This is a genomic window from Luteitalea sp. TBR-22 (genome assembly GCF_016865485.1).
In the GTDB taxonomy this organism is placed as follows: domain Bacteria; phylum Acidobacteriota; class Vicinamibacteria; order Vicinamibacterales; family Vicinamibacteraceae; genus Luteitalea.
Genome location: NZ_AP024452.1, coordinates 2,500,002 through 2,513,931, shown reverse-complemented (window position 1 = coordinate 2,513,931; position 13,930 = coordinate 2,500,002). Strand labels below are relative to the sequence as shown.

At 71.3% G+C, this 13,930-nt stretch carries 15 protein-coding genes; 9 read left to right on the top strand and 6 right to left on the bottom strand.

The genetic code is table 11. The features are described from left to right. Positions 1–15: 15 nt before the first annotated feature. Positions 16–846: a M48 family metallopeptidase gene (locus TBR22_RS10300; protein ID WP_239492892.1), complete on the bottom strand. Its 831-nt coding sequence runs from the start codon at positions 844–846 to the stop codon at positions 16–18. Between the two features lie 103 nt (positions 847–949). Continuing rightward, complete coding sequence (locus TBR22_RS10295; RefSeq protein WP_239492891.1) at positions 950–1,783, bottom strand: M48 family metallopeptidase; 834 nt, start codon at positions 1,781–1,783, stop codon at positions 950–952. A 133-nt stretch (positions 1,784–1,916) separates the two neighbouring features. Here TBR22_RS10295 and TBR22_RS10290 point away from each other — a divergent pair, with 133 nt between their 5' ends. Together TBR22_RS10290 and TBR22_RS10285 are read left to right on the top strand one after the other, a co-directional pair. Next, entirely contained in the window at positions 1,917–2,867 is a 951-nt protein-coding gene (locus TBR22_RS10290; RefSeq protein ID WP_239492890.1) for a PEGA domain-containing protein, read from the top strand. Continuing rightward, positions 2,854–3,741 carry an alpha/beta hydrolase gene (locus TBR22_RS10285; RefSeq protein ID WP_239492889.1) on the top strand — a complete coding sequence of 296 codons (888 nt, stop codon included), beginning with the start codon at positions 2,854–2,856 and terminating at the stop codon, positions 3,739–3,741. The genes TBR22_RS10290 and TBR22_RS10285 overlap by 14 nt, the downstream gene beginning before the upstream one ends. Positions 3,742–3,772: 31 nt before the next feature. On the opposite strand, the gene TBR22_RS10280 is transcribed toward TBR22_RS10285, so the two are convergent. Both TBR22_RS10280 and TBR22_RS10275 read right to left on the bottom strand, forming a co-directional pair. Next, positions 3,773–4,720 (bottom strand): cation diffusion facilitator family transporter, encoded by a 948-nt coding sequence (locus tag TBR22_RS10280; protein WP_239492888.1) that lies wholly within the window; start codon positions 4,718–4,720, stop codon positions 3,773–3,775. 1 nt (position 4,721) lies between these two features. Next, the gene (locus TBR22_RS10275; protein WP_239492887.1) at positions 4,722–5,213 is read right to left on the bottom strand and encodes a hypothetical protein; all 492 of its coding nucleotides are present in this window, start codon (positions 5,211–5,213) and stop codon (positions 4,722–4,724) included. A 278-nt stretch (positions 5,214–5,491) separates the two neighbouring features. On the opposite strand from TBR22_RS10275, the gene TBR22_RS10270 reads away from it, so the two are divergent. Together TBR22_RS10270 and TBR22_RS10265 are read left to right on the top strand one after the other, a co-directional pair. Further along, on the top strand, positions 5,492–6,115 hold the full coding sequence (locus tag TBR22_RS10270; RefSeq protein ID WP_239492886.1) for an RNA-binding protein: 624 nt from the start codon (positions 5,492–5,494) through the stop codon (positions 6,113–6,115). After that, positions 6,112–7,719: a DEAD/DEAH box helicase gene (locus tag TBR22_RS10265; protein WP_239492885.1), complete on the top strand. Its 1,608-nt coding sequence runs from the start codon at positions 6,112–6,114 to the stop codon at positions 7,717–7,719. Before TBR22_RS10270 ends, TBR22_RS10265 begins: the two co-directional genes overlap by 4 nt. Here the strand turns inward: TBR22_RS10265 and TBR22_RS10260 are convergent. Beyond that, positions 7,716–8,207: an MOSC domain-containing protein gene (locus TBR22_RS10260; protein ID WP_239492884.1), complete on the bottom strand. Its 492-nt coding sequence runs from the start codon at positions 8,205–8,207 to the stop codon at positions 7,716–7,718. The genes TBR22_RS10265 and TBR22_RS10260 overlap by 4 nt on opposite strands. Between TBR22_RS10260 and TBR22_RS10255 the strand changes: the two genes are divergently transcribed. The 5 genes from TBR22_RS10255 to ispG all read left to right on the top strand — a co-directional run bounded on the left by TBR22_RS10255 (position 8,206) and on the right by ispG (position 11,259). Then, positions 8,206–8,361: a hypothetical protein gene (locus TBR22_RS10255; RefSeq protein WP_239492883.1), complete on the top strand. Its 156-nt coding sequence runs from the start codon at positions 8,206–8,208 to the stop codon at positions 8,359–8,361. The two genes, TBR22_RS10260 and TBR22_RS10255, sit on opposite strands and share 2 nt — an antisense overlap. Further along, a complete protein-coding gene (locus tag TBR22_RS10250) occupies positions 8,358–8,852 on the top strand; it encodes a hypothetical protein (protein ID WP_239492882.1) in 495 nt (164 codons plus the stop codon). Before TBR22_RS10255 ends, TBR22_RS10250 begins: the two co-directional genes overlap by 4 nt. A gap of 178 nt (positions 8,853–9,030) precedes the next feature. Further along, complete coding sequence (locus tag TBR22_RS10245; RefSeq protein WP_239492881.1) at positions 9,031–9,630, top strand: hypothetical protein; 600 nt, start codon at positions 9,031–9,033, stop codon at positions 9,628–9,630. A 10-nt stretch (positions 9,631–9,640) separates the two neighbouring features. Beyond that, complete coding sequence (locus TBR22_RS10240; protein WP_239492880.1) at positions 9,641–10,024, top strand: PilZ domain-containing protein; 384 nt, start codon at positions 9,641–9,643, stop codon at positions 10,022–10,024. Next, positions 10,021–11,259: a flavodoxin-dependent (E)-4-hydroxy-3-methylbut-2-enyl-diphosphate synthase gene (gene ispG, locus TBR22_RS10235; RefSeq protein WP_239492879.1), complete on the top strand. Its 1,239-nt coding sequence runs from the start codon at positions 10,021–10,023 to the stop codon at positions 11,257–11,259. Before TBR22_RS10240 ends, ispG begins: the two co-directional genes overlap by 4 nt. 118 nt (positions 11,260–11,377) lie before the next feature. On the opposite strand, the gene TBR22_RS10230 is transcribed toward ispG, so the two are convergent. Continuing rightward, positions 11,378–13,804, bottom strand: a complete 2,427-nt coding sequence (locus tag TBR22_RS10230) for an IPT/TIG domain-containing protein (protein WP_239492878.1) — start codon at positions 13,802–13,804, stop codon at positions 11,378–11,380. Positions 13,805–13,930 lie beyond the last annotated feature (126 nt).

Below are 13,930 nucleotides of genomic sequence, written 5' to 3'. Positions count from 1 at the left end.
CCTGCGATTCCGGTCTCATCGGCGTGGCATCGGCCGGGCGGCCGGCAGGCTCGCCAGTCGACGACGGGCATCGGTGAACGCCGCGCTCGTCCGACGGCCGGCCGGCGCCCGGGCCACCAACTGGCTCAGCTCGCGCACCCGGCTGGCCGGCGCCGGATGCGTCGACAGGAACTGCGCCACCGACCCCGGCGACCGTCCCTCCTGCCGCGCCAGCACCTGCATGAACTCGAGCAACCCGCGCGGATCGTAGCCAGCTCGCTGCAGCAGGCCGACCCCCTCGCGATCGGCCTCGCGCTCGTCGTCTCTCGAGAACTTCAGCATGAAGGAGTTGGCCGTGACGCCGGCCGCCACCTGCGCTGCCGCGGCGCCGGCCCCGCGGTCGCCGACGATGGCGCCGAGCAACCCGAGCAACCCGTTGGCGACGGTCCCCTTGGTGATCTGCTGCGCCGCGTGCCGCTCCGAGATGTGCGCGATCTCGTGCGCCAGGACGCCGGCCAGCTGCGCTTCGGCGTCGGCCGCCTCGAGGACGCCGCGATGCACCCACACGGGGCCGCCGGGCAGGGCGAAGGCATTCAGTTCACGGTAGTCGGCCACCGAAAAGCTGTACGGGTAGGCTTCTCCTGACGCGTGTGACGCCAGCCGCGCGCCCAGATCGGCCACGTAGGCGCGGACTCGGGGGTCGGAGACCTCGGGCGTCTGACGCCGCAACTCCTCCTGGGCCTGCCGGCCCAGCTGCACCTCGTCGCGCACCGAGATCAGCTGGAACGCCGCCACACCGGCCGATGTCAACGAGAGCGCCAGGAGCAGGGAGCCTGTTCGTCGAGCGAATGCACAGGGTCGTGACATGCCGCCAGCCGGTGCAAAGCGGCTGCCATGGGCCAGCTCGACGAGCCGGGAGTCGGGAGTCGGGAGTCGACTCGATCCCCGACAGGTCCCGGCTCGAGGCTCTTCAGGGCATCGGCTGCGCGGGCCCGAGTCTCGAGAGGCGCTGCTTGAGCGCGGAGAACTCCGCACTGTCGCGACGGCCCGGCTCGGCATCGGCGATGAGGAGGCCGAGGTCGCGCACACGGCTCTTCGGATCGGGATGGGTCGAGAAGAAGCGCGCGACCGCGTTGGGCGAGCGCCCCTGCTGCGCGTCGAGCATCTGCATGAACTCGAGCAAGCCGCGCGGATCGTATCCGGCCTGTTCCAGGATCCGCACGCCTTCGCGGTCGGCCTGCTTCTCGTCGTTGCGGGAGAACTTGAGCAGCACGCTGCTCGCGGTGACCATGGCCGCGAGGTTGACCGCCTGCGCGCGCCAGTCATCGTCCCTGCCGTCGATGGCCGCGGCGATCGCCCACAGGATCCCCGTCGTGACCAGGCTCTTGGTCATGTGCCTGGCCGAGTGACGCTGCGACACATGCGCGATTTCGTGGGCGAGGACACCGGCGACCTGCGCCTCGTTCTCGGCCGCGTCGAGCACCCCGCGGTTGATCCAGATCGGCCCGCCCGGCAGGGCGAAGGCGTTCAGGTCGCGATAATCGGCCGTCGTGAAGCTGTACGGGTAGTCGGCGCCCGACGCGTAACCGGCCAGTTCTCGGCCGAGGCCGTCGACGTACTGGCGCACGCCATGATCCCGCACCACCGGCACCTCACGGAGCAGTTCGGCCTGCGCCTCGCGTCCCATCTGGATTTCGTCCTGCACCGACAACAGCGCGACCGCGGCGACGCTCCCCGATCCCATGGCCACCGCCAGGGTGATCGCCGTCGTCGACCGCGCGACACGGGAGAGGATGGTAGGCATGCCCGGCGACTCTGCAATCGGACTGCCACTGTCGAGCCGCCTTGCCGTCTGGTGAAGCGGACACTCGGGGGCGGCCGCCGAGCCGTGACCGCCGCCTTCGGTTGACGCTGCGTAGTCCGTAGGATACAAACCGATGGTGACTGAACCAGAACGCCCGGCCGGCGCGCCCTCCGGGGGACCTACCCCGGAAGAAATCAGCGCGCGCCTGGAGGCGCTCCTCAAGAGAACGCACGCACTCCGGGCCGAGCGGGCCGCGTCCCCGACCGGCCCGCCCCTCAGCGTCACGTGGCCCCCACCTGACCGCGAGCTCGACCACTACGACGTGGTGGATGTCCACAACGACGAGGGGCAGGGAGCCCAGGGCGCGTCCGTCGCGGCGCCGGCCTCGGCAACGCCTGCCGCACCCGCGCAGTCCTTCTCGCGGCCGGATTGGAGTGAGTTGCGCCTGCGGACGTCGCCTGTCGAGGTGCCCGAGCGCTCCCCGTGGATCGGCGTCGTCGCCGCGCTCCTGGCCGTGCTGGCGCTGGCCGAAGCCGGCTACATCTGGTATCTCCACTCGGCCCAGCCCGTCGTGACCGAGGGGCACCTTCGCGTCGATGGCCCCGACGGCGCCGAGGTGCGGATCGACGGCCAGCCGGTGGGCCGTGCCCCGGTCGAGCAGGACCTCGCCCCGGGTGTGTATCAGGTCGAGGTCCAGGATGGAGGCTCGGCCGTGCGCGCCGAGCGGGTGGCCATCAGCCGTGGGCGCACGGTCGTCCTTCTGCCACTCACCTCTCCGGCGTCCGCCGCCCAGGCGGGGCCGCAGGGGCAGGCGACCGCAGCCGACGGGACGCTCGCCTCGCCGGCGCCGGGCTCGGTCGCTGCCGCCGGCGGGGCCGACGCGGTGTCCGAGACGACCGGTGCCGTCGCCATCGAGAGCACGCCGCCCGGCTTGCCCGTCACGATGGGCGGCCGCCCGCGCGGCGTCACGCCCATCACGCTCGGACAGATCAAGCCGGGACGTCACGACGTGCTCGTCGGAGGCAGCGCCCGGCAGGTGGACGTCCGCGCCGGCCAGGTCACGACGCTGCGTGTCTCGCGCTGACGACACCGCCGCACGGCGCTTCCTGCGCTGGAGCCTGCGCGGCGCCCTGGCGGCCGTGGTCCTGGCCTACCCCACGGCGATTGCGTACCTGATGGCCAACGAGGTCTCGCTGGTCTTCGTGCCGCCGCAGACGACGCCGGCCGTCCCGCCCGCTCTCGCCGCGGGCCTCGAGCAACTGCCTCGCAGCCTGCCGGACGGCGCGAGGGGTCGGCTGTGGGTGCTGCGCCAGCCGGCGACACCGCAGGCGCCGTGGGCCGTCTACCTGCACGGGAACGGCGCCACCGTCGGTGCCTCGGTCAACGTCGAGCGGTACCAGCACCTCCGCGATCTCGGGCTGCAGGTCGTGGCTCCCGAGTACCCCGGCTACGGCGGGCTCCCCGGGGTCCCGTCGGAGCAGGGACTCGTCGCGGCGGCACGCGACGCCTACGCGTGGCTGCGATCGCAGGGCGTCGCGCCGACGCGCATCGTGATCTACGGCTGGTCGCTGGGATCGGGCCTGGCCACGGCGCTGGCCAGCGAGGTGGACGAGCGCGCGGTCATCCTCGAGGGCGCGTTCACCGGCGTCGACGATCGCGCCGCGGAACTGTACCCGTGGCTGCCGATCCGGCTGATGATCCGCACGCGGTTCGCCTCGCGCGATCGCATCGGCGCGATCGGCAGCCCGCTGCTGCTCCTGCATGCGGCCGACGACACCATCGTCCCGTACGCGCACGGCCAACGCCTGCTCACGCTGGCTCGTGAGCCGAAGACGCTGGTCACCCTGACGGGGGGCCACGTGCACCCCAACCGCGCAGACGCGGCGCGCTACCTCGCCGCCATCCGGACGTTCCTGGCGACGTCTCTCGGCAGCGACGCGCCCGCCGCGTCGCGCTGAGCGGACCTCGTCCGGTCCGCCCGGCGACGCCTCACGCCTGACCGTCCCGCGGCGGCGTCGCCCGTGCCGCGTCGCCGAGCCCGGCCGGCTCGACGTGCACCAACACGTCACTCACTTCCTCGACGTCGAGCCTGATCCGCTCGCGAACCCGCGTGGCGATGTCGTGGCCGGCGTCGACCGAAATCCATCCGTCGACCTCGAGGTGCAGGTCGACGTGGTACTGGAGGCCGGTCTTGCGGCCGAACAGCTTCTCGACGCCACGTACGCCGTCGACGCGACAGGCGACGCGCCGCACCTGGTCGAGCAGCGATTCGGGCGGCATCGTGTCGATCAGGTCCGCCGAGGTGGAGCGCACCACCCCGAGCCCCGCCACGATCACGAAGACGCCGACCAGCACGCCGCCGACGTGGTCGGCGGCCCGGTAGGTCTCCGGGTCGTACAGCGTGAGTCCGAGGGCCAGGATCGCCGCCAGCGACGACAGCACGTCGACACTGTCGTTCCAGGCATCGGCCAGTAGCGCCTGGCTGCCGGTCCGGCGGCTCACGCGCACCTTGGAGACCATGAGGGCGGTCTTGACGGCCAGGGCGATCGCCAGAGGCCACAGGGTGTAGGTCGCGGGCGGCGGATGGACGGCGTAGACGTCGCGGAGCGCGTGTACCGCGATCGATCCGCCGATGACGAACAGCGCCAGGCCGATCAGCAGGCCGGTGAGCGTCTCGGCGCGGCCATGGCCGTAGGGGTGGCGGTGGTCGGCGGGGCGCGACGCGTACCAGAAGCCGAAGAGCACCGCCAGCGACGCCACGACGTCGGCGGCGAACTCGATGCCCGACGCGACGACGGTCAGCGAACCGCCGCGCGTCCCCACGCTGACGTTGAGGGCCGCGAGCAGCGCGTTGACCACGACGCTGATCGCGGCGACGCGCCGCCCGGAGTGCAGGCCACGGGGGGCCGGCGCGCGCGGCTCGGAGGACGGGGTCACCTCAGAAGAAGGCCCTGGCGTGCCACGTCTCCGAGGCCGGCGACTCCCAGCGGCCGGCGCGCAGGGCGCCGACGGTGGGCACCGTGTTGTCGAAGACGGTCGTGGCCAGGTCGACGCCGCCGCTGGCGACGGCATCGGCGAACGCCTCCCGCGAGACGCGCCGCACCGCCTCGCCGTCGCGGTAGAAGACCGAGGCGTGATCGAGCAGGTCGACGCCGAGTTGCTGTCCCAACCCCTTCATGGTCCGGACCAGGCTGTCGACCGAGCAGCCGGACACGCCGGAGGCGGCCTCGTCAACGCCGACGAGCAGGAACTGGTCGTGGCGCAGCTCGCGCGCGCAGGCCAGCGGCACCTTGTGGGCGTTCCACTGGTCGAGGAACGCGTCGGCGGCGGTCAGGAGCGCATCGCGTTCCTGTGAGTCGAGGGGACGCGCCGCGGCAAAGACCCACAAGCGGGCCGAGTCGGGCAACGAGGCGAAGGGCTGGCGTGGCATCGGTCGAAAGGAGGAAGCAGGTCGGGCTCCCAGTCTACTGGTTGCGCCGGGCAGGAGAAGTATGCGATTCTGACGCGCCGCCTTCCAGCCGAGTACCGCATCGAGCCCATCAGTCTTTTCCCCGCCTTCTCCGTAACCCAGTTCCCCGTGGTGTCCCGCATCGCTGCATGCGTCGTTCACCTGTTTACCGCCAGACGGAGGCCTGGCCAGCCCGTGAGGACGTCGTGAGCGTTCGCTTATTCATTGGAAACCTTCCGTACAGTGCCACCGAAGCCGACTTGCGCGCCCTCTTCTCCGAGGTCGCGGAGCCGCAACAGGTGGTGCTACCGACCGACCGCGAGACAGGACGTCCACGCGGCTTTGCGTTCGTCGACTTCGCCGAGCGCGAGCACGCTGAACAGGTGGTGCAGCGGTACAACGGCCAACCCTTCAACGGTCGTCCCCTCGCCGTCAGCGAGGCGCGCGCCCGTGAGGATCGTCCCGCGGGACCGCGTCCCGGCGGGTACGGCGGACCGCGCCCCGGTGGCCCCGGCGGCTACGGTGGAGGTGGGTACGGCGGCGGCGCTCCGCGGCCGGGCGGCTTCGGTGGGCCGCGGCCCGAGGGGGGAGGCGGCTTCGGCGGTCCCCGCCCCGGTGGCCCTCCGCGCCCGTTCGTCCCGCGCGATCCGGGCATGCCGCCGCCTGCCGGCGACAGCCGACGCGCGCGGGGTCCGGCCAAGGGACCGGCCCGCAAGCAGACCTACGAGAAGGGTCCCCGCGGCCCCATCAAGGAGCGTCCGGTCAGCCGGTTGTACGACGAGGACGAGGATCTGGAAGCCTCGGTCGAGTTCGACGATCCCGCAGCCAGCCGCAAGGATCCGGACGTCGACCAGCCCGATGACGTGACGGACGACGAAGAGTGAGCCCACGCCCTGAACGAGGCGCCCGGACCGGCCGCAGCCGGTCCGGTCCGCGTCGCCCCCCCGCCCGCCCCCAGGCGTCGGCCCGCAACGCGGAGTTGCTGGCCAAGTTCGAGACCCTCACGCCTGACACCGCGCCACGGCGTTTTGCCGACCTGATCACGGTGCCCGAGTTGCTGCTGGGCGTCGAGGACCGACGGTTCGAGCAGACCACGCCCATCCAGAGCGCCGTGTTCGACACCGTGGCCGCCGGGCACGACCTGGTCGCCTGCGCCGAGACCGGCACGGGCAAGACCGCGGCGTTCCTGCTCCCGCTGATGCAGCGGCTCCTGCAGGAGAACCGCGAGCGCGAAGGCTCGGCCCGCATCCTCGTGCTCGCGCCGACCCGCGAGCTCGCCGTGCAGATCGAGGACGACGTGCAGGGGTTCGGGTACCACACCTCGATGCGCTGCGCGGCCGTCTTCGGCGGCGTCGGCATGGACATGCAGGAACAGGCCCTCAAGGCCGGCGTCGACATCGTCGTCGCCACGCCGGGGCGCCTGATGGACCACCTGCGCGCCGGGATCGCCAAGTTCGACGGGCTGGAGATCCTCGTCCTCGACGAGGCGGACCGCATGCTCGACATGGGGTTCTGGCCCGACGTGAAGTTCATCGTGTCGCAGCTGCCCACCGACCGGGCGCGGCAGACGCTGCTCTTCTCGGCGACGATGCCCGAGGAGATCATGGGCTTCGCGCTCGAGATCATGCGCAGCCCGAAGCTGGTGCAGATCGGGTCGCGCAACGCGCCGGCCGCCACGATCACGCACAAGGCCGAACTGCTCGGGCGGCACGAGAAGACCGCGTGGCTGGCCAGGTTCCTGCGCCGAGCCAGCGGGCCGACGCTGGTGTTCTCGGCGACCAAGCGGGGCGCCGATCGGCTCGCCCGCGACCTGCAGTCACAGGGCATCCGCGCCGCCGCGCTGCACGCCGACCGCACGCAGCAGGATCGGCTGCGGGCCGTCGAGGGATTCAAGTCAGGGACGCACAAGGTGCTGGTGGCGACCGACATCGCCGCCCGCGGCCTCGACATCGACGCCATCGAGACGGTCGTCAACGTCGAGGTGCCGTTCAACCGCGAGGCCTACGTGCACCGCGTCGGTCGCGCCGGTCGCGCCGGGTCGACCGGCACGGCGATCACGCTGGTGTCGCCCGACGAACGGCAGGACATGGAAGCGATCGCCGACGCGTTCGGGCTCGTGCTCTTCGAGGACGCGCACCAGGAACTCGTCGAGGCCGGCGAGCAGGTGGATGGCCCCGACGGCGTGACCCCCATCGCGCCGACAGAGCCCGCGCCGCCACGCGCCCGTCGGCCTCGTCGTCCGCGTGGCACGGTCACCGCCGTCGCGACGCCGGAAGCCGACGCGCCAGCCCCGGATTCGGCGGAAGGCGCGGCACACGTCGACGGCGAGCCGGGCGAGGCGCCAGAGGCCACCACCGCCGACGGCGACGCACCCAGGAAGCGCCGCCGCCGGCGCCGGCGGCGCAGCGGACCGCGTGCCGAGGGCGTCGAGGCCGCGGCAGACGACGCGCCGCCATCAGGCGGTGAGGATCAGGACACCGAGGCCTAGGCCTGCAGTTCGAGCGTGGGTTGTCCGGTCGCTTCCCAGCGTACCGGGTCGCCCACGCGCACCACCCCGCCGGTCACCACTTCGCCGTACACCCCGCCGCCGAGGTCGGCCGCCAGCGCAGCGCGCAGGCCGTCGGCCGCCTCGTCCATGCGTTCGCAGGGACGCGTCTCGCCCTTGATGCGCACGCGCGCCTCCCCCAGGCACAGGATGTCGCCGCGACGCAGGTCGAGGACGATGCCGCCGACCATCACGTTGGCGCGCCGCACCGAGGGGTCGGGCACCCAGCCCAGCGTCGACTCGACACGCCGCCAGCGCTCCTCGCTGATCAGCGTGACCTGCCGGAAGCGCGACCGATCGGCGCTGCCGAGCACGCCCTGGCCTTCCACGAAGGTCACCTCCCGCGCCTCGTCCATCGGGCCGCGATGCGCCCGCTTCACCCAGAGCGCTTCGACGCGGCCGTGCTGCGTTCCGTCGACCTGATCCACCATGGTGTTCGTGCGTGCCCTCGTCACGGTCCTCGTCGTCCTGCCGCTGGCGTTGCCGCTCGTGCAGAGCGCCGCCCCGCACGCCTACAGCATCGCCCATCGCGGTGCCTCCGCGTATGCGCCGGAACACACGCTGGAGGCTTACCGGCTCTCGTGAAGGGCAAGGCCGGCCTGTTCCCCGAGTTGAAGGGCCCCGGCCGCCTGCGGGCCAAGGGCCTCAGCCTCGAGGATGCCGTGGTGGCGGCCCTCACCCACAACGGACTCACCGAGGCCAGCGTGCAGGGGCGTCCGGTCGTCTGGCGGCAGTCTTTGGAGGAAGAAAGCCTGCAGGTGCTGGCGGCGCGGCGGCCTGCCGTGCCGCGGACCTTCCTGCTGGGGAACGACGAGGCCGCCCGGCGCTGGGTCACGGCCGACGGCCTGCGCAGGGCGATCGAGACCGACCGGGTGGACGGCCTGTTCACCGACAACCCGGACCTGTTTCCGCGGAGCCGCCCCTACGGCCAGGGCCGACGGCTGCAACTCCCGACTCCCGTCCAGGACGCGCCGCGCGTCACCGCTGCCGGCGGCGAGGGGGATTGGGCGGGAAGGTGCTCCTCAGCCAGAAGATCACCCGGCCGAGGGCCCACGACAGCACCATCAGGGCCGTGATCCCGAGCACGAGCACCACCAGGGGCCGACTCATGCGGCCATCCACGTCGTCATGCGCCGATCTTAGGCCGTGACCGGGTGGACCGCATCGCCGTCCGCCAGGAGGGTAGAATGACGGGATTGCCCAGCCGCGCTCGCGCGCCGGGCTTCACAGAAGGCTGCGAGGCGCGAACCGCACGTGGAGTATCTGATCCGCCATTACGGGCTCGAACAGGGCGCCCTCGAGATTGAATACATCGAGGAATTCTTCGGCGAGTTCGCCCGCCGCAAGACGTCAGCCGAGATCACCGCTCGACTCGCCGATCGCGAGCATCTCATCGTGATGGCGGTGGCCGCCCTCCCCGACGACCCCGGCTCCCTGGTGCCCGTCGCCTACAAGGTGTGCCACGAGCTGTTCGCCAACGAGTCGGATCCGCGCCTGGCCGACCTCGCGGCCCAGCTCGAGGACGTCGTGCAGTTCGACGGCCGGCGCGTGCTCTACAGCTGGATCGGTGGCACGCGGATCGACTGGCGTGGCCAGGGCCAGTTCCGCGCGCTCACCGAGGAGCAGGAAGCCTGGGCGGTGAGCGCGGGCTTCGATGAAGTGGTCGTCAAGACGAAGAACCGCCACTACGAGATGCGCGGCACGCTGGCCAACCTGCACTTCAACGTGATCAAGTACGCGCCCAACCCGATCGAGAACCTCGAGTCCAAGGTGTTCCTGAGCAAGCAGCTCGGGCCGCACGTGCTCGACCTGCATCGCAGCGCGCGGACCCGCCTCGAGGACGGTCGCCGCTAGGCTGATGGTGATGCCGGATTCGTGGACGCCCGACCGTCGCCGGGCCGATCGCCGGCCGGTCACCATCGCCTGCCACGCCGTCGTGCAGGGCGAGGACGAGCCGTGGCGGGTCCACGAGCTGAGTGCCGGTGGGATGGTCGTGGCATCGACGCGGCCGCTCGCGGCGGGCGATTCGCTGCGCTTCACCCTCGGTGCCGGTGCGACGACCATCGGGCCGCTCGACGGACACGTCGCCCACAGTCGCCTGATCCTCGCCGTGCGCTATGGCGAGCCGCCGGCGTGCCTGGCGGGAGTGGCGTTCCAGCACGTGTCGCCCGCGCACGCCGCACAGTTGTCGGCGCTGCTGCAGGCCCTCGACGCCCCCCGCGTCACCCTCTTGCAGGACCATTCATGACCATCGCTCGTCTCCATCGCACCATCGGCGTCAAGGTCGGCCACGTCCAGGTCGGCGGGGGCGCCCCGGTCGTCGTCCAGTCGATGACCAACACCGACACCGCCGACGTCGCCGGGACGGTGTCCCAGGTCGCGGCGCTCGCGGCCGCCGGCTCGGAGATCGTCCGCGTCACCGTCAACGTGCCCGAAGCGGCCGCCGCGGTCCCCGAAATCAAGCGCCGGCTGCTCGACCAGGGCTGCACGGTCCCGATCGTCGGCGACTTCCACTACAACGGTCACCTGCTGCTGACGCGATATCCCGAGTGCGCCAGGGCGCTGGACAAGTACCGGATCAACCCGGGGAACGTCGGCACCGGCGCGCGGCGCGACGAGCAGTTCGCGATGATCTGTGCCGTGGCGCGCGAGCACGACAAGCCCGTGCGGATCGGCGTCAACGGTGGGTCGCTGAACCAGGAACTGGTGATGCGCCGCATGCAGGAGAACACCGACGGCAACCTCGGCAAGTCGTCGGACGAGATCCTGAACGACTGCATGGTGGAGTCGGCCGTCACCTCGACCGAGCTGGCGCTCGAGGCCGGGTTGCGCGAGGACCAGATCATCATCTCGTGCAAGGTGTCGCGGCCGCTCCATCTGATCGACGTCTACCGTCGGCTCGCCCGGGCGACGCGCCAGCCGCTCCACCTCGGGCTCACCGAGGCGGGCATGGGCATGAAGGGCCTGGTGTGGTCGTCGACCGCGATGGGCGTCCTGCTGCACGAGGGCATCGGCGACACGATCCGCGTGTCGTTGACGCCGCGGCCCGACGGCGATCGCTGCGAGGAGGTCTACGCGGCATGCGAGATCCTGCAGGCCCTCGGCCTGCGGGCCTTCAGTCCGAGCGTGACCGCCTGTCCCGGGTGCGGCCGCACCACCAGCACCACCTTCCAGGAACTGGCCGAGCGCATCCAGGGTTACATCCGCGAACGGATGCCGACCTGGAAGCAGGAGTACGAGGGCGTCGAGGAGATGACCCTCGCCGTGATGGGGTGCGTGGTGAACGGCCCGGGCGAGTCCAAGGCGGCCAACATCGGCATCTCGCTGCCCGGCACGGGCGAAGCGCCCAACTGCCCCGTCTTCATCGATGGCCGGCACGCGATGACGCTGCGCGGCACGTATGAGGAACTCTCGGCGCAGTTCCAGGCGCTGGTCGAGGACTACGTGGCGACGCGCTACCGCAGGTTGACGCTTGACGTCTAACGCTTGACGGGGCTCAGCACTCAGGGCTCGAGGCTCAGGCGAAGCGCCCAGGCGAAGAGGTACCGACGTCAAACGTCAGACGTCAAACGTCAGACGTCAGACGCCAGACGTCAGCCCCCTACGGCAGCGGCATGGCCACGGCGTTGGTGCCGGCGGCCCAGGTCGTGGTCGCCGTGCTGCTGTACGAGGCCCGCTCCACCACCAGGGGCGCCGTGCCCGTCACGCTCTCGACCAGCACGCTGAACCGGCCGCTGGCCACTTCCGGGAAGGTCGCGGCCACGTCCAGCGAGTACCGCCCGTTGGCCGTCACCGTGTCCTGCACCGTCCGCCCCGCGCCCTGCTCGGTCAGCAGCGTGAACTTCACGCCCGCCGCCGTCGCGCCCGTGTTGGCCACCAGCACGTAGGTGCTCGCCTGCCCTGGGCCCCCGGCCTCGCCGTCGGCTACCAGCCACCGCGCCGCCGTCGTCGTCGTGCCACGGCTGTTGTGCGCTTCCACCCACTCGCCGTCCGGTGTCGCCCGCCACCACATCGAGCGCTCCACCACCACCGGCGTCGCCGTCAGGCACTCCACCACCACGCTCACTTCCGCGTTGGCCAGTTCCGGCGCTTCCTGGTCCACCCAGATGGTCAACCGGCTCTGGGCCGCGGCCGTGTAGGTCTTGACCAGCGGCGCCTTGCCCGCCCGCAGGTAGCTCACCCGCAGCTGCGCGGCCGCCGTGTTCGGGTTGGCAATCAGCACGAACTCGTCGAAGGTCCCGCCCGTCGCGCCCTCGGCCAGGAACCACCGCAACGCCGGCGCGTCCACCGCCGCGCTGTTGTGCCCGGCCGAGAACAGCTCGTTGCCGTTGTTGCGGTACATCGACCGCTCCACCACTACTGGCACGTCGTTGAGCGAGGTGATGCTGGCCGACATCTCCGCCGCGGCCAGTGCCGGATCGTCCTTGTTCACCCAGATGTTGGTCCGCGACAGGGGCGCCACCGGGTGGATCTTCTCGATCCGCTGCCCGGTCGCCAGCAGGTACTGCACCTTGACCTGCGCCGCCGTCGTCGTCGGGTTCTGCAGCAGGTAGAACGTGTTGAACCCGGCAATCGTCGCGCCCTCGGCCAGCACCCACGAGGTGCGCGGGGCCTCGACGCCGATCTCGCTGTGCGCGCCGTACGCCAGCCCGCCGGCCGCCCACGTCATCGTCCGCTCCACGCCGATCACCTTCGGCGCCTCGAACAGCGTCGCGAACGCCTCGGAAGCCAACGCCGGCCGGTTGTTCTCGTCGATGGTCAGCCGGGCCCGCGCCGGCAGCGTCACCTGCATCGGCGTCGCGGTCCCCTGCGTGTCGGTGAAGGTCACCGTCACCGGCACCGCCTCGTCGTGCGGGTTGGCCAGCGCAAACCGCGTCTGGAAGAACCCGCCCGACGCCCCTTCGGCAAAGTACCGCGTGAACGTCGCCGCGGGGTCGACATATGTGTAGGCGTTCACCGCAGTCACCGACAGGCCATCGCCGTTGCGCACGAGCACGCTCGCGACGCCGGCGGGACGGGCCGGTGCGCGAACCGTGATCATGTCGGCTGCGCGGGTGACCACGGCAGCGGCGACGCCGCCGATGGTGACGCTGCTGCTGGCAAAGCCGCTGCCGACGATGGTCACCGTGTTGCCACCGGCCATGGGCCCGGAGGGAGGAAGCACCTGCGTGATGGCGGGGCCACCGGCCACGTAGGTGTAGGCGCTCGCCTTCCAGGCCAGCTGCGAGTCGGGATTGGTCACCGTGATGCCGACCACCGCCTCGGCATGCGGAGGCATCTGCGCCACGATGCGCGTCGCGGTCACCGAGAGCACCTTTGCGGTGAGCGAATTGATGGAGACGCTCAGGCCGGGCTTGAAGTTGGTTCCGTCGATGGTCACTTCGGTGCCGCCCGCTGCGGGCCCGCGCGCCGGCGTCACCGTGGTCACGGTCGGGGCGGCGCCCCGGTACGTGAACGCCTGCGGCACCTGCACGCCGTTGCCATCGGGGTTGACGACCGAGATCGCGACAATGCCCTCGGCGCCGGCGGGGGTGCGGGCGACCAGGCGCGTGGTCGTCACGTTGGAGACCACGGCGGCGGCATTGCCGAACCTGACGACCACGCCGTTCTGGAAATTCGTGCCCGTGATGACCACATCGGTGCCACCGGTCACCGGCCCGAAGGCGGGCCCGAAGCTGGTGACGGTCGGCGCAGTGGGGGCCACGCCGGTCCCGACGACCACGCGGACCTCGTTGGAGTACCCGCTGTACACGTTGGCCGCGTTGAACGCGCGGATCGCGAAGTAGTACGTGCCGTCAGACAGGTTGGTGAACTCGTGGGTGACGGCCGACGGCGCCAGCGTCACCGAGGTCGTGTACGTGCCGGGGAGCCGGCCGTACGCAAGGACATACCCGGCCAGGTCGGCTTCGGTGTTGGCGTCCCAGTAGAGCCGCACGTTCCCGGCTGCCGCCTGCCCGACCTGCGCCCACAGGAGGAGGAATCCCACCAGGAGGGCGCGCAGCAGCGGGGAGCAGGTTCGACGATCCACGCCCGAGGTCAGGGCAACGGGCGTGCCCCTGACTCGACCGATGCAATCACGCGAATTCCCGAGGAATTCGGCGAACCTGCCGTTCGTCAGGCATTGTGCCGGAGGTGCCCGATCACAGATTCGTAT